The organism is Streptomyces graminofaciens (genome assembly GCF_030294945.1).
GTDB classification, from domain to species: domain Bacteria; phylum Actinomycetota; class Actinomycetes; order Streptomycetales; family Streptomycetaceae; genus Streptomyces; species Streptomyces graminofaciens.
Map to the genome: position 1 here is coordinate 9,207,914 of NZ_AP018448.1, position 14,382 is coordinate 9,222,295.

At 71.7% G+C, this 14,382-nt stretch carries 13 protein-coding genes and 1 pseudogene; 6 read left to right on the forward strand and 8 right to left on the reverse strand.

Features of this window, described 5'->3' with window-relative positions:
- Positions 1–10: 10 nt before the first annotated feature.
- The 3 genes from SGFS_RS40490 to SGFS_RS40500 all read right to left on the reverse strand — a co-directional run bounded on the left by SGFS_RS40490 (position 11) and on the right by SGFS_RS40500 (position 1,593).
- Positions 11–568: a hypothetical protein gene (locus SGFS_RS40490; protein ID WP_286257251.1), complete on the reverse strand. Its 558-nt coding sequence runs from the start codon at positions 566–568 to the stop codon at positions 11–13.
- Positions 561–923: a MazG-like family protein gene (locus SGFS_RS40495; protein ID WP_286257253.1), complete on the reverse strand. Its 363-nt coding sequence runs from the start codon at positions 921–923 to the stop codon at positions 561–563. The genes SGFS_RS40490 and SGFS_RS40495 overlap by 8 nt, the downstream gene beginning before the upstream one ends.
- 115 nt (positions 924–1,038) lie before the next feature.
- Entirely contained in the window at positions 1,039–1,593 is a 555-nt protein-coding gene (locus tag SGFS_RS40500) for a DoxX family membrane protein (RefSeq protein ID WP_286257254.1), read from the reverse strand.
- 164 nt (positions 1,594–1,757) lie between these two features.
- On the opposite strand from SGFS_RS40500, the gene SGFS_RS40505 reads away from it, so the two are divergent.
- Positions 1,758–2,084: a nuclear transport factor 2 family protein gene (locus SGFS_RS40505; RefSeq protein ID WP_286257255.1), complete on the forward strand. Its 327-nt coding sequence runs from the start codon at positions 1,758–1,760 to the stop codon at positions 2,082–2,084.
- Positions 2,085–2,179: 95 nt separating this feature from the next.
- A pseudogene (locus SGFS_RS40510) lies at positions 2,180–3,174 on the forward strand (aldo/keto reductase).
- Positions 3,175–3,204: 30 nt separating this feature from the next.
- Here the strand turns inward: SGFS_RS40510 and SGFS_RS40515 are convergent.
- The 3 genes from SGFS_RS40515 to SGFS_RS40525 all read right to left on the reverse strand — a co-directional run bounded on the left by SGFS_RS40515 (position 3,205) and on the right by SGFS_RS40525 (position 6,718).
- Positions 3,205–3,918 (reverse strand): ABC transporter ATP-binding protein, encoded by a 714-nt coding sequence (locus SGFS_RS40515; protein WP_286257257.1) that lies wholly within the window; start codon positions 3,916–3,918, stop codon positions 3,205–3,207.
- 34 nt (positions 3,919–3,952) lie between these two features.
- Positions 3,953–5,437, reverse strand: coding sequence for an ABC transporter permease (locus SGFS_RS40520; RefSeq protein ID WP_286257258.1), 1,485 nt, complete (start codon positions 5,435–5,437; stop codon positions 3,953–3,955).
- Positions 5,438–5,965: 528 nt separating this feature from the next.
- Positions 5,966–6,718: an SDR family oxidoreductase gene (locus SGFS_RS40525; RefSeq protein ID WP_286257261.1), complete on the reverse strand. Its 753-nt coding sequence runs from the start codon at positions 6,716–6,718 to the stop codon at positions 5,966–5,968.
- 158 nt (positions 6,719–6,876) lie between these two features.
- On the opposite strand from SGFS_RS40525, the gene SGFS_RS40530 reads away from it, so the two are divergent.
- On the forward strand, positions 6,877–8,520 hold the full coding sequence (locus tag SGFS_RS40530; protein ID WP_286257263.1) for an alkaline phosphatase D family protein: 1,644 nt from the start codon (positions 6,877–6,879) through the stop codon (positions 8,518–8,520).
- A gap of 163 nt (positions 8,521–8,683) precedes the next feature.
- Here SGFS_RS40530 and SGFS_RS40535 read toward each other — a convergent pair whose 3' ends face one another.
- Complete coding sequence (locus tag SGFS_RS40535; protein ID WP_286257265.1) at positions 8,684–9,688, reverse strand: Gfo/Idh/MocA family protein; 1,005 nt, start codon at positions 9,686–9,688, stop codon at positions 8,684–8,686.
- A gap of 103 nt (positions 9,689–9,791) precedes the next feature.
- Between SGFS_RS40535 and SGFS_RS40540 the strand changes: the two genes are divergently transcribed.
- Positions 9,792–11,144 carry a multidrug effflux MFS transporter gene (locus tag SGFS_RS40540; RefSeq protein WP_286257266.1) on the forward strand — a complete coding sequence of 451 codons (1,353 nt, stop codon included), beginning with the start codon at positions 9,792–9,794 and terminating at the stop codon, positions 11,142–11,144.
- Positions 11,096–12,274 (forward strand): serine hydrolase domain-containing protein, encoded by a 1,179-nt coding sequence (locus SGFS_RS40545; protein ID WP_286257267.1) that lies wholly within the window; start codon positions 11,096–11,098, stop codon positions 12,272–12,274. The genes SGFS_RS40540 and SGFS_RS40545 overlap by 49 nt, the downstream gene beginning before the upstream one ends.
- A 13-nt stretch (positions 12,275–12,287) precedes the next feature.
- On the opposite strand, the gene SGFS_RS40550 is transcribed toward SGFS_RS40545, so the two are convergent.
- A complete protein-coding gene (locus SGFS_RS40550; RefSeq protein WP_286257268.1) occupies positions 12,288–13,241 on the reverse strand; it encodes an aminoglycoside phosphotransferase family protein in 954 nt (317 codons plus the stop codon).
- A 138-nt stretch (positions 13,242–13,379) separates the two neighbouring features.
- Between SGFS_RS40550 and SGFS_RS40555 the strand changes: the two genes are divergently transcribed.
- On the forward strand, positions 13,380–14,369 hold the full coding sequence (locus SGFS_RS40555; RefSeq protein WP_286257269.1) for a small ribosomal subunit Rsm22 family protein: 990 nt from the start codon (positions 13,380–13,382) through the stop codon (positions 14,367–14,369).
- Positions 14,370–14,382: the final 13 nt, after the last annotated feature.

A 14,382-nucleotide genomic window follows, 5' to 3' on the forward strand; every position in this document is an offset into this window, starting at 1 on the left:
ACCGGGCGGCCTACATGGTGTGCAGGGTGTCGCGCGAGGCCTTGATGAAGTCCTTCAGCGCCTGCCAGAACGGCCCGTAGGCGGCGTCGAAGCGGCCGAAGGCATCGGCACCGGCACCGGCATCGGCATCGGCATCGCCGTCGATCATCGCTTCGAGCGCCCGGTAGAACGGGTTCGTCGCCCGTCGGACCGCGTTGGCGAGTTCGGCGACCTCGTCGGGTCCCTCCAGCGAGACGATCCACGTCCGGTGCCGCAGGGTTCCGTACTCGTCCCGCTGCCGCTCACGCAACCGCCGCAGCTCCTCGACGTGCTCCGGCCCCAGCCCGCCCGCCGCGCCCCGGTACAGCTCGGACACCTTCCAGTACACGTCACTGAGCCGCTGCGCCTGCTCGATGAACTCCGCGTACGCCGTCCGCCGCGCCTCCCGCAGCCGCTCCACCCGCTGCGCGCCCGCACTCGTGTCCGCCTGTATCCGCGCCGCCCGCGCGGTCCCCCGGCTCGTCACCCAGCTCGCGAGCACGGCCGTACCGGCGGTGAGCGAGGCGATCCAGAACGCGCTGTCAGCCACGGCGGGAGCCCAGCGAGCGTTCGGTGACCCTGGCCAGGTGGGTCGCGAAGACCGCGTGGGCGTCCGGGGTGAGGGTGCGCAGGGCGACCAGGGCCGTGATGACCACGTCGCACAGTTCCGACTGGACGTCGTCCCAGGTGTGGGTGGTGCCCTTGCGCGGGTTCTGGCCGGTCGCGCCGATGACCGCCTGCGCGACCTCGCCGACCTCCTCCTGGAGCTTCAACATCCGCAGCAGCAGGCCCTCTTGGCCGCCGTACGGCTGGTCGGCCTCCAGCCAGGCGTGGAGGCGGGAGACGGACTGCCAGAGGTCGTCGGGGGTGCCGGGGAAGGCGGGCTCGGCGTGCTGATCACTCATGTGGCGCAGCCTGTCATGCCCCTACGACACAGCGGAAGGCCACTCCTCGAAAGCGACGCTCACTCGACCGCGAAGCCCATTGCTCCACCGCGGACTCACTGTTCGATCGCGACGCTCACTCCTCGAACAACGCCTCCTGCTCGCCCTCCTTCTCCTTGCGCACCCGCTGGTTGCGCATGCCCACGACCACCGCCGTGACCGCGGCCGTACCGGCGAAGGCAGCCGGGACCATCCAGCCCCGGTCGACGACATGGCGGAACGCGTGGTCGAGGGAGAGCCGGCCGGGGCCGGCGACCGCGAGGCCCGCGGCGGCCAGGCCCAGGGTCGCGGCATGCTCGTAGCCGCCCTCGGCGTTGAAGAAGCCGTTGGGGGCGTGCACGGCGGCCGCGCCCGCCATCGCCCCGGCCGCGGCGGCACCGGCCCCGGGCGTGGCCAGCCCCAGGGCGAGCAGTGTGCCGCCGCCGGTCTCGGCCAGCCCGGACGCGGTGGCGCTGGCCTTGCCGGGCGCGTACCCGACCGACTCCATGAACGCGCCGGTGCCCTCGATGCCGTGCCCGCCGAACCAGCCGAACAGCTTCTGCGTCCCGTGCGCGAACAGCACCCCGCCCGCGCCCAGGCGCAGCAGGAGCAGTCCCAGATCGCGTCGGTCGAAAGAGGTGAATGCGGTCATCGTGGCTCCCGGGTCAGGACGGCGGACAGGAACATCCCCTCCCGGGTATCCACGGTCCCACCGATTCAACGCCCGGGATCCGCCCGCGCACCCGTTCGGGTGGCGCCACGGGGGAGACAGGTCTCCGGTGGCGTACCCGCCCCACCGATGTGACGCTGGCAGGCATGACCATCGCACCCGCCAAACTGAGCGATCCGGCCGTCCGGGCCTTCGTCGCCGCCGTGAACTCCCATGACCCCGAGGCGTTCTTCGCCCTGCTCACCGACGACGCGACCATGTCGGACGACGGCACCGACCGCGACCTCGCCGACTGGACCGACCGGGAGATCTTCTCCTCCCACGGCCACATGGACGTCGAGCGGGAGTCCCAGGGCGGCCGCGCCCTCACCGCCGGTTTCCGCAACGACACCTGGGGCGAGATGCGCACGGCCTGGCGCTTCACCGTGACGGACGACGGCCGGATCTCCCGCTTCGAGACCGGCCAGGCGTAGACATCCCCGCTCCGCCGGCATCCCTGCTCCGCCGGCATCCTGCTCCGCCGAGGGGCTTGCCTTCGAGCGCGCTCCAACTCCTAACGTCCGTGGTCATGGAGACGAACACGTACACGCGGCCGCTCGGCCGCAGCGGCATCCAGGTCAGCGCCCTCGGCTTCGGCTGCTGGGCGATCGGCGGCGAGTGGCAGACCGCCGACGGGCAGCCCCTCGGCTGGGGCAAGGTCGACGACGAGGAGTCCGTACGGGCCGTCCACCGCGCCCTCGACCTGGGCGTCACCTTCTTCGACACCGCCGACGCGTACGGCACCGGGCACAGCGAGCGCGTCCTCGGCCGCGCCCTCGGCAAGCGCCGCGCGGACGTCGTCGTGGCCACCAAGTGGGGCAACGTCTTCGACGAGCCCACCCGCACCTCCTCGGCCAGGACGACACCCCGGCCCACGCCCGCCGCGCCCTCACCGCCTCCCTCGACCGCCTCGGCACCGACCACGTCGACCTCTACCAGCTGCACCTCTCCGACGCCGACCCCGAGCGCGCGGCCCGACTCCGCGACACCTGCGAGGAGTTCGTGCGGGAGGGACTGATCAGGGCGTACGCGTGGAGCACCGACGACCCGGACCGCGCCGCCGTGTTCGCCGAGGGCCCGCACTGCGCGGCCGTACAGCACCGGCTGAACATCCTGCAGGACGCGCCCGAACTCCTGGCCCTCTGCGAGGAGTCGGACCTGGCCAGCATCAACCGCAGCCCGCTCGCCATGGGCCTGCTCACCGGCAAGCACACCGCCGGACGCGCCCTGGAGGCCGGGGACATCCGCAGCACACCGCCCGAGTGGCTGCCGGGCTTCACCGCCGAAGGGGGCGCCGACCCGCAGTGGCTCGGCCGGGTCGAGGCACTGCGCGAGATCCTCACCAGCGGGGGCCGTACGCTCGCGCAGGGCGCCCTCGCCTGGATCTGGGCCCGCAGCCCCCGGACCGTCCCCATCCCCGGCTTCCGCTCGGTCGCCCAGGCCGAGCAGAACGCGGGCGCCCTCGCGAAAGGGCCGCTCACCGCGGACCAGGTGGCCGAGATCGACCGGATCCTGGGGCGGTGAACGGCCCTTGCCCGAACAGGAGGCGTACGACTATGACGCGTACTGCTCCTGCTCCTGCTCCTGCTCCTGCACCTGTTCGGTGAGCGTCAGCTGCCCCGCCTTGATCGTGGCGAGCCGGGGTGCCCGCCTGGCGATCGACGAGTCGTGCGTGACGAGGATGAAGGTGAGGCCCTGCTCCCGCCACAGCCCCTCCAGCAGGGCCATGATCTCGTCGCGGGTGCCCTCGTCGAGGTTGCCGGTCGGCTCGTCGGCGAGGAGCACCTTCGGCGCCTTGACCAGCGCGCGGGCGATGGCGACGCGCTGCTGCTGACCGCCGGACAGCTCGGACGGGGCGTGCGTGAGGCGCTCGCCGAGGCCCACCGAACGCAGCGCCTCGGCGGCCCGCTCGCGCCGTTCCCCCGCCTTCACACCGAGCGGGACGAGCGCGGTCTCCACGTTCTCCTGCGCGGTCAGCGTCGGAATGAGGTTGAACGCCTGGAAGATGATGCCGATCTTCTCGGCGCGCAGTCGGGTCAGCTTGGCCTCGCTGATGGAGGCGAGGTCCACGCCGTCCAGCTCGACGCTGCCGGCGGAGGGGCGGTCCAGACCGCCGATCATCTGCAGGAGGGTCGACTTGCCGCCGCCCGTGGGGCCCTGGATGACGAGCTGGTCGCCGTCCTCGATGACGAGGTCGATGCCGCGCAGTGCCTCCACCGTCTCCTTGCCCCGCGTGTAGCGCTTGGTGACGCCGTTGAGCTTGTACATGGGTTACTCCGTGGATCTCGGTGAGGGGCGGGGTTCAGGACACGCTGCGCAGGGCGTCGGCCGGCCGCATCCGGGAGGCGCGCCAGCCGCCCATGGCCCCGGCGATCAGACCGCCGGCGATGGCGAGGCCCGCCGCGAGCGCGATGGTGGACAGGGAGACGGGCGCGGACAGCGCGATCTCCAGCGCGTTGGACGCCTGCTGGCCGGGGGCACCGCCACCGCCGGGACCGCCCCCGCCGGGACCGCCGCCCATGCCGCCGGCGGCGTTGCCCAGCTCCGCCTTGAGGGTCGGGCTGATCGCGGTCACCGTGTAGGCGGCGCCGAGGCCGAGCGCGATACCGAGGGCGCCGCCGAGCAGACCGTTCACGATGGACTCGCCCACGACCTGGCGGGTGACCTTGCGGCTCGGCCAGCCCAGCGCCTTCAGCGTGCCGAACTCACGCACCCGACGGGACACGGCCGACGAGGTGAGCAGCGCGGCCACCAGGAACGCGGCGGCGAGCACGGCGATGGACAGCCACTTGCCGACGCTGGTCGCGAGGTTCGAGGCGGTGGTCAGCGAACCGGAGACGGTCTTGGCGAGGTCGGCCGAGGTGGTGACCGTAGTCCCCGAGATGTTCTTCTGGATCGCCGACTTCACGGCGTCGATCTGCTCGGAGTCGGTGGCCTTGACGTAGATCGTGGTGACGGTGTTCTTCGCGTCGGCCAGCGTCTGCGCCTGCTTCAGCGGCAGATAGACGTCGGTGGTGGACTCGCTGCTGTCGGGCGTCGCGACACCGATGATCGTGTACTTCGTACCCGAGATCTTGATCTTGTCCCCGACCGCGTACTCGTTCTCCTTGGCGTACGACTTGCTGACGACCGCGACCTTGGCGTCGGTCTGCGACGCCGTGAAGGTCTTGCCCTTGGTGATCTTCGAGGTGGCGAGCGGGCCGAGCTCCTGGTCGGTGACGTCGACGCCGGAGACGGAGTAGTTGTTGACGCCGAAGGAGGCGCCGCCGCCCTCGACGCGGGGCTGGCCGGAGCCGCCGCCCGTGTTGCCGCCGCCGGGGCCGCCCTGGCCCTGCGCCTGTGAGGAGGACTCGTCGGTCTTCGCCTCGCCCTGGGTGAAGGAGCCGTCGACCTTGGTGACGTTCAGGCTGAGCGCGCCCACCGCGTCCGCGACACCGTCCTGCTCGGCCACCTTCTTCACGAGCGAGGATTTCAGGGTCTGCCCACCCTGGGTCATCACCCGGTCCGAGCTCTGCTCGTCGTCCTCGTCGGAGCTGGCGTCGAACTCGAACCGAGGCCCGCCCTGCTCCTCGTCGTCCCCGGAGGGCGCCTCTCTCGCCTTGGTGACCGTCATGTCGGTGCCGAGCCCGTAGAGCGACTGCAGGACCTTGTCCTGCGCCTGCCGCATCCCCGCCGAGACCGAGTTGACGGTGATGACCAGCGCGATTCCGAGCGCCAGACCCATGGCGATGACCAGAGCGGCCTTCTTGCGCCGACTCAGCTCGCGCTTGAGATAGATGCCAAACATCCCGTTCCTCAAAGGTTCTTGGCGCCCGCTGTGGGCGCTGTCACAAGCTAGGGAGGAACCTTTGAGCGGCCCTGAGTAAGGAATGTGTAAGCCCTGAGAAATCGGGGCCCGGCCTCATATTTCGATAAGACAGCGAATTCCTTGGCAGTCGACTGGGTACTGCCAGGAAGCCCCGCTTGAATACCGCCCGGAGAAGAGCGGAACGGCGGGCAGCCGTCCCGAGTCCCGGTGCTTACCTCGCGGTCCCACGCGAGGTCCGCCCCCATCCGGGCCACGGAACGGCTGCCACCTCCCCCCTCGGTGTGGTCAGCGGAAGCCACTACCTCCAGATGTGAAGTTCTCGTGGAGGCGAGACCTGAGCATATGCCTGTCACGTGCTCGAATGGACCGGAGTGACGCCTTCCGTTTGTGTAAGTTGAGTCGGGTGAGGCCGACTGGTCACCACCGGACCGACTCCGTGTCGCATCGGGACCCACTCCGCCGGCCGCCGTACCGGCACCCGCGGAGGGCGCCACGCGGGGCGGCGGCTCAGCCCCGCCCGACATACGGCATCGTCGTCGCCAGCACCGTCGCGAACTGCACGTTCGCCTCCAGTGGCAGCTCCGCCATGTGACGTACCGTCCGGGCCACGTCGGCCACGTCCATCACCGGCTCGGGCATGAACTCCCCGTTCGCCTGGAGCACCCCGTTCCGCATCCGCTCGGTCATGTCCGTCGCCGCGTTCCCGATGTCGATCTGCCCGACCGCGATGCCGTACGGCCGCCCGTCGAGGGACAGCGCCTTGGTGAGCCCGGTGAGCGCGTGCTTGGTCGCCGTGTACGCCGCCGAATGCGGGCGCGGTGTGTGCGCAGAGATCGAGCCGTTGTTGATGATCCGGCCGCCCTGGGGGTCCTGCTCCTTCATCTGCCGGTACGCCGCCTGCGCGCACAGGAACGCCCCGTTGAGGTTGGTGTCCACCACGTGCCGCCAGGCCGCGTAGTCCAGCTCCTCCACCGGCACCCCGCCGGGGCCGAACGTGCCCGCGTTGTTGAACAGCAGATCCAGCCGCCCGAACCGCTCGCGCACGGCGCCGAAGAGCGCGGCCACGTCCTCGGGCCGCGACACATCCGTACGCACGCACAGCGTGTCGGGGTGCCCGCCCGCCGCCTCCGCGAGCTTCTCCTCCCGCCGCCCGGCCAACGCCACCGACCAGCCGGCACCCAGCAGCTCCACGGCCACGGCACGACCGATACCGGATCCGGCGCCTGTCACGATCGCGATCTTCGTTCCCTTAATGTTCATGGGCTCGCAGCGTAGGGGAGAGGGCGCGGCTCGGCGTGGAGCATGGGTCCGGCATCCGGAACTCATTCGTCCGCCACCTGGCTGTTGTGCACGTGACAGAAGATCGTCGACTCTGGCCACTCCGATACCAAGTACAACATCCGTCAGGGGAAGGCCAGATGACCCACAAAGCCCAGCACTCACCCGAACTCCGTGCCGCCGCACGGCACTTCGGCCGCCGTCGCTTCCTCACCGTCACATCGGCCGCCGCCGCGCTCGCCTTCGCCACCAACCTCCCGGCCGCGGGCGCCGCGAGCGCCACCGAGCGGGACGCGGCACAGATCACCGAGAACCCCTTCACCCTCGGCGTGGCCTCCGGTGACCCACTGCCCGCCTCCGTCCTGCTGTGGACACGCCTCGCCCCCGTCCCGTACCAGCCCGACGGCGGCCTGCCCGCCGCCCGCTTCGCGGTCAGGTGGGAACTTGCCGACGACGAGAGCTTCCGACGCGTCGTCAGACGCGGCGTCGCCACCGCCCACCCCGAGTTCCACCACACCGTCCACGTCGAGGTCGGCCACCTCCTGCCCGGGCGCGTGTACTACTACCGCTTCCGCGTCGGCGCCTGGACCAGCGAGACCGGCCGTACGCGCACCGCACCCGGCCGCGGCGAACCGGCCACCCCCTCCTCCGCGCTGACCTTCGCGGCGGTCTCCTGCCAGCGCTACGACCAGGGCTATTACACCGCGTACCGGCACCTGGCGGGGGAGGATGTCGATGTCGTCCTCCATCTCGGGGACTACCTCTACGAGTACGCCGTCAACTCCGCGGGCGGCGCCCGCGCCTATACCGACCGCGTCCTGCCCGACTCCTTCAACCACGAGACGGTCACCCTGGAGGACTACCGACTGCGCTACTCCCTCCACAAGACCGACCCCGACCTCATGGCCGCCCACGCCGCCCACCCGTTCGTCCTCACCTGGGACGACCACGAGACCGAGAACAACTACGCGGGCGGCTTCCCCGACGGCAGCGACGAACCCTCCGAGGAGTTCCTGCTGCGCCGCGCCGCCGCGTACCGCGCGTACTGGGAGCACCAGCCGCTGCGTCGCCCGCAGCGGCCCGACGGCCCCGACATGAAGCTCTACCGCCGCTTCCACTGGGGCCGACTCGCCCAGTTCGACATCCTCGACACCCGCCAGTACCGCTCCAACCAGGCGCAGGGCGACGGCTGGCAGATCCCCGGCCCGGAGTCCGCCGACCCCTCGCGCACGATGACCGGAGCCACGCAGGAACGCTGGCTGCTCGACGGCTGGGCGAGGTCCAATGCGGTCTGGAACGTCGTCCCGCAGCAGGTCACCTTCTCCCAGCGCCGCAACGCGGTCGGCGAGGTCTACAAGGTCTCGATGGACTCCTGGGACGGCTACCCGGCCTCCCGTGAACGGATCCTGGCGGGAGCGGAGGCCGCCGGCATCGAGAACCTGATGGTCCTCACCGGCGACGTCCACGTGGGCTACGCGTTCGACATCAAGCGGGACTTCGACGACCGCGCCTCCCGCACGGTCGGCACGGAACTCGTCGCCACCTCGATAAGCAGCGGCGGCAACGGCTCCGACAGACCCGCCAACTGGGACACATACATGACCGCCAACCCCCACCTGCGCTTCTACAACGGCCGCCGCGGCTATGTGAAGGTCGCCCTGGCGGAGGAGGAGGCCCGCGCGGACTTCAAGGCGGTGCCGTACGTGACGACGCAGGGCGGCGGCATCTCGACGGTGGCGTCGTTCGTGACGGAGGCGGGCAGCCCGGGGCTGGAGCCGGCGTAAAGGTGGCCGTGTGAGTGGGGGCGGGTGAGAGGCGGCGCGTGACAGCGGGCGCGTGACAGCAGGCGCGTGAGAGCGAGCAGGTGGCGAAGGAACCTTCGTTTTAGCCGCCCGCCCGGCCTCACGCCGGCGTAGCTGCCGCGAGGTTCAGCGAACGAACCTTCGTTCAGCCCTCCTCCCCCGGGTAGCGGACGCCGACGCGGTCCCGTATCGCGTCGAGCGTCCGCATCACGGCGAGGGTGCCGTCGAGGGGGACGAGGGGGGACTCGGTCTCGCCGGCGCGCAGGGCCCGCATGACCTCGCGGGCCTCGTGGCGGAAGCTGTTGCGGGGCCCGTCGGCCGGGTCGACGGCGAAGGTCTCCGGGTCGCGGCCGTCGCGGTGCACGATGAAGCGGTCCGGGAAGAAGAAGCCGTGCGGGATGTCGATACGGCCCTTGGAGCCGGTCACCGACGCGGACGTGGCCGTACCGCCGACGATGGAGCAGTGCACCGAAGCGAGAGCACCGCTCTCCCACGAGAGCAGTGCACCCGTCTGCAGATCGACGCCCTCGTCCGAGAGCACTGCTCTCGCCGCGATGTCCGACGGCTCCCCCAGCAGCAACTGCGCGAAGGAGATCGGGTAGACGCCCAGGTCGAGCAGCGCGCCCCCGCCCTGCGCCGGATCCCGCAGCCGGTGCGAGGGCGGGAACGGACCCTCAAGCCCGAAGTCGGCCTGGACCGTCCTGACCTCCCCGATCACCCCGTCGCCGACCACCTCGGCCAGGCGCCGCACCAGCGGATTGCAGTACATCCACATGGCCTCCATCAGGAACTGCCCACGCCCCCGCGCCAGCGCGACCAGTTCCTCGGCCTCCCGCACGTTCAGCGTGAACGGCTTCTCGCAGAGCACCCCCCGCCCCGCCTCCAGACACATCCCGGCAGCGGTCCGGTGCGCCGAGTGCGGGGTGGCGACGTACACGACATCCACGTCCTCGTCCTCGGCGAGGGCGCTCCAGTCGCCGTACGCCCGGGGTATCCCGAACCGTTCGGCGAACGCCTTCGCCGACTCCTCGGTGCGCGAGGCCACGGCCACGACCTCCGCGTCCGGCAGATCCACGAGATCGGCGGTGAAGGCCGCCGCGATCCCGCCGGTCGCCAGAATTCCCCACCGCACCGGCCGGTTGTCCGTCATGCCGCCCACACCCCTGTTCTCGCCTCGGCGAAGTCCGTGACCCCGCCCACGTCGTACGGCCTGAGAGCATAGGTGGCGGACCGAAACGGAGAGGGAGGGGCACATGCCCGAGGGGCACATACCGGACTCGGCGAAGGCCGAGCCGCACACCACACCGGGCGGATCGCGACACGAGGCACCGGACCACCCGAAGAAGAGCCCCACCGCCCACCCGACGACCCCCGACCCGACCCCCCTCCGCCGCACCGGTCTCCTCGTCACCCTCGTCCTCGGCGGTCTGACCGCCACACCCCCGCTCGCGATGGACATGTACCTCCCGGCCCTGCCGGAGGTCACCGGCGGGCTGCACGCCCCCGCGGCGACCGTGCAGCTCACCCTCACCGCCTGCCTCGCCGGCATGGCCCTCGGCCAGCTGCTGATCGGCCCGATGAGCGACCGCTGGGGCCGCAGACGCCCCCTCCTCGTCGGCCTGGTCGTCTACATCCTGGCCACCGCCCTGTGCGCCCTCGCCCCGACCATCGAGTCCCTGGTCGCCTTCCGGCTGATCCAGGGCCTCGCGGGCTCGGCGGGGATCGTGATCGCGCGGGCCGTCGTACGCGACCTGTACGACGGCGACGAGATGGCCCGTTTCTTCTCCACCCTGATGCTGGTCGGCGGCGTGGCCCCGATCGTCGCCCCGCTCATCGGCGGCCAGATCCTCCGCGCCACGGACTGGCGGGGCGTCTTCGTCGTCCTGACCGTCATCGGTATCGCCCTGCTCGCCGTCGTCCGGGCACGGCTCCCCGAGACGCTCGCCCCCGCCGACCGCCACAGCGGCGGCATCGGCGAGACGCTGCGCGCGATGCGCGGCCTGCTCACCGACCGTGTCTTCATGGGCTACGTCGTCGTCGGCGGCTTCGCCTTCGCCGCCCTCTTCGCGTACATCAGCGCCTCCCCGTTCGTCATCCAGGAGATCTACGGCGCCTCACCGCAGACCTTCAGCCTCCTCTTCGGCGTCAACTCCGTCGGCCTCGTCATCGTCGGCCAGATCAACGGCAAGGTCCTGGTGGGCCGCGTACCCCTGGACAAGGTGCTGGCGGTGGGCCTGACGATCGTCACCCTCGCCGCGACCGCGCTGCTGCTGATGGCGGCGGGCGTCTTCGGCGAGGTGGGCCTCGGCCCGGTGGCGGCGGTGCTCTTCGTCCTCATGTCCGCGATGGGCATCACGCTCCCCAACACCCAGACCCTCGCCCTGATGCGGGTACGCCACGCGGCCGGTTCCGCGTCGGCCCTGCTCGGTACGTCGTCCTTCCTCATCGGCGCGATAGCGTCCCCCCTGGTCGGCATCGCGGGCGAGCACACCGCCGTCCCCATGGCCGTCGTGCAACTGACCGCGACCCTGGTGGCCGCGACCTGCTTCGTGGCACTGTGCCGTCCTTGGAACGGACGTACGACGTCGGAGGGGGAAGACAGCTGAGCGCGCCGAGACTGCGCACGGACACCCCGGAACGGGCCGGACTCGACCCCGAGGAACTGCGCCTTCTCGTACGCGAGGTGCGCGCGCTGACCCACGGCGACCGCCCCCTGGCACCCGCCGCCGTGGTGATCGCGGGACGCGGCCCGGTGATCGCCGCGGAGGAGGCGGCGGGCTGGGCGGTCCGCTACGGGGCGTACGACGAGCGGACGGACGCGGGAGTTCAACTGCCTCCCGACGCCCGCATCCCGGCGGCCACGGACACCCCCTTCGACCTGGCCTCCCTCACCAAACTCTTCACGGCGGTGGCGGCGGTGCAGCAGCTGGAGCGCGGCACGTTGGGCATCGACGCGCGGGTGGGCGCGTACCTGCCGGACTTCACGGGCGCGGCCGCGCACGGCATCACGATCCGCCACCTCCTCACCCACACCTCGGGCCTGCGCCCCGAACTCCCCCTGTACGACTGCCCGTCGCACCCCGCCCGCCTGGGACTCCTCCGCGCGGAGGAACCGACGACGAGACCGGGCACGACCCACATCTACTCGGACCTCAACTTCCTCCTCCTCCAACACGTCCTGGAACGCCTCACGGGACGCGGCCTCGACACCCTGATCCACGACGGCATCACCCACCCCCTCGGCATGACGTCGACGGTCTTCGGCCCCTGCCCGACGGCGGCGGCGACGGAGGACCAGCGCCGCCCCTGGGCGAAGACGGACCGGGGCATGGTGCGCGGCGAGGTCCACGACGAGAACGCCTGGTCCCTCGGCGGAGTGGCCGGCCACGCGGGCCTCTTCTCCACGGCCCACGACCTGGCCGTCTTATGCCGCACGCTCCTGGCCGGCGGCTCGTACGGCCCCGCCCGCGTCCTGGGCCCCGACTTCGTCGACCTCCTCCTCACCCCACCGGGCCTGGGCTTCACCCTCGACCAGCCCCGCTTCATGGGCGAGCTGGCGGGCCGGGGCGCGGCCGGCCACACGGGTTTCACGGGCACGTCGTTGGTCCTCGACCGGGCGACGGACACGTTCCTGGTCCTGCTGACGAACGCGGTCCATCCGCGCCGCCGCGAGCCGATCAACGCGGCGCGGGCGGCGGCGGGGACACGGGTGGCTCGCGCTGTGCGGGGGAGGTGAGGGGTGGCGGGGTTCAAAGAGGCCGGGTGCACTCGGTCAGCAGCCCCGCCAACCGCTCCACGAACGCGGTGAGCCAGTCCCGTCGTGCGCCGCTCCGGGCGGCACGGAAACCGTGGCGGCGCCCGTGGAACGCGGCCTGGACCGCATGGAACTGGGCCCACCGCCGGACGCGTTCGCGGTCGAGCTCCGCGGCCTCGGAGAACATGTCCAGGACGCGGTGGACGGCCTTGCACAGATCGTCCGCCTCCAGCAGGCTCAGCGCCCGCGACTTGAGCAGTGTGCCGCCGTCGTAGGCGGGGTCGCCCGCGTACCCCTTGGGGTCGACGGCCAGCCACGGCTCACGGTCCGCCCGCAGGATGTTCCTGGCGTGCAGGTCGCCGTGGACGAGCGTGTCCGGACGGTCGTGGCCCAGCTCGTGGAGCGTGGCCAGGGCGGCGTCCACCTCGTGCCGCGACAGCACGTGCGTCAGCTTTCCGGCGTCCTCGCGCAGCCCTTCCGCCCAGACACCGACCCGGTCCCGCAGCCGGGGCAGGCCGGGCGGCGCGGGTGCGGCCAGCCGCCGGTTGAGGCGCCCAGCGACCGTCACGATCTCGTCCTCGTCCCCGATCTCCGCCAGGGTCGACGTCCGGGCCCGTTCGAGCAGCATCGCGAACCGGGCGTCGTCGCGTTCGTACAGCCGGACCGCACCACGACCGCCCCAGGCCTCGAACGCGTCCGGCTCGTGGACGTTCCCGGGGTGAGGAAACGACACCTTCAGTGCGGCGTCCGGTGCCGCGCCCCTCTCGCCGCGCCGCCGCACCGGGACGATCACCCCGACACCCCCGTGCACGACGGGCCCGTCCGGCACGCACTCCCAACGTCCCAGCAACTTCTCGACGATCCCAGGCAGTTCAGCGAGCCACAGTGCGCCGGGCTCGCCCTCGCGCCGGACCGTGGTCCGTACGAACGCATCGGGTACTTCGATCACCCCGGCACCCTACGATCCGAGCCGACACCGCAACCAGGCCCAAGCCGCACCGCATGCCCGCCCCACACCGCCCGCCCCGAGCCGCACCGCCGCCCCCGAGCCGGATCCGGGGCTCTCCGGCCCTCGTAGAATCACCCCGTGAACGCCCCCGTCTCCCCAGCCGACTCCCTCCGTGCCGCGCTCGCCGGCCTGCTCGACGGGCTGCCGCCGAAGTCGGCCGCGCAGGCGGTGGAGCGGCTGATCGTGAACTACCGGGGGCGGACGCCCACGGACGCGCCGGTGCTGCGGGACCGGTCGGACGTGGTGGCGTACGCGGCGTACCGGATGCCGGCGACGTTCGCGGCGGTGTGCTCGGCGCTGGACGCGTTCGCGGACACCGTGCCCGGGTGGGCGCCCGGCAGCCATGTCGACGTCGGCGGCGGTACGGGCGCGGCGACCTGGGCGGTGAGCGCGACCTGGGAGGGCGAGCGGCCGGTGACGGTCCTCGACTGGGCCGAGCCCGCGCTCGCGCTGGGGCGGGAGATCGCCGCCGCCAACCCGGAACTGAAGGCCGCGAAATGGCAGCGCTCTCGTATCGGAGCGGCGCTCACCATCGAGAGCACTGATCTCGTCACCGTCTCCTACGTCCTCGGCGAGCTGACCGCCGCCGACCGCACCGCCGTCGTGGACGCCGCCGCGACCGCCGCCCAGGCCGTCGTGATCATCGAGCCGGGCACGCCCGACGGCTACACCCGCGTCATCGAGGCCCGCGACCGCCTCGTCACCGCCGGGTTCCACATCGCGGCGCCCTGCCCGCACAGCGCCGCCTGCCCCATCGTCCCCGGCGAGGACTGGTGCCACTTCTCCGCCCGGGTCAGCCGTTCCTCCCTGCACCGCCAGGTCAAGGGCGGTTCCCTGGCGTACGAGGACGAGAAGTTCAGCTACGTCGCCGCCACCCGCTTCCCCCCGGCCCCGGCCCCCTCCCGGGTCGTACGCAGGCCGCAGATCCGCAAGGGTCAGGTCCTCCTCGACCTGTGCGAGACCGACCCGTCGCTCACCCGGACCACGGTCACCAAGCGCCACGGCCCGCTGTACAAGGCGGCACGGGACGCGGAGTGGGGCGACGCGTGGCCGCCGCCCGGCGAATAAATCATTTGCGCCG

Bases quoted from the DNA above. Each gene is read 5' to 3' on its own strand.
- SGFS_RS40495 (WP_286257253.1), bottom strand. From the start codon at position 923: ATGAGTGATCAGCACGCCGAGCCCGCCTTCCCCGGCACCCCCGACGAC.
- SGFS_RS40500 (WP_286257254.1), bottom strand. From the start codon at position 1,593: ATGACCGCATTCACCTCTTTCGACCGACGCGATCTGGGACTGCTCCTG.
- SGFS_RS40505 (WP_286257255.1), top strand. From the start codon at position 1,758: ATGACCATCGCACCCGCCAAACTGAGCGATCCGGCCGTCCGGGCCTTC.
- SGFS_RS40515 (WP_286257257.1), bottom strand. From the start codon at position 3,918: ATGTACAAGCTCAACGGCGTCACCAAGCGCTACACGCGGGGCAAGGAG.
- SGFS_RS40520 (WP_286257258.1), bottom strand. From the start codon at position 5,437: ATGTTTGGCATCTATCTCAAGCGCGAGCTGAGTCGGCGCAAGAAGGCC.
- SGFS_RS40525 (WP_286257261.1), bottom strand. From the start codon at position 6,718: ATGAACATTAAGGGAACGAAGATCGCGATCGTGACAGGCGCCGGATCC.
- SGFS_RS40530 (WP_286257263.1), top strand. From the start codon at position 6,877: ATGACCCACAAAGCCCAGCACTCACCCGAACTCCGTGCCGCCGCACGG.
- SGFS_RS40535 (WP_286257265.1), bottom strand. From the start codon at position 9,688: ATGACGGACAACCGGCCGGTGCGGTGGGGAATTCTGGCGACCGGCGGG.
- SGFS_RS40540 (WP_286257266.1), top strand. From the start codon at position 9,792: ATGCCCGAGGGGCACATACCGGACTCGGCGAAGGCCGAGCCGCACACC.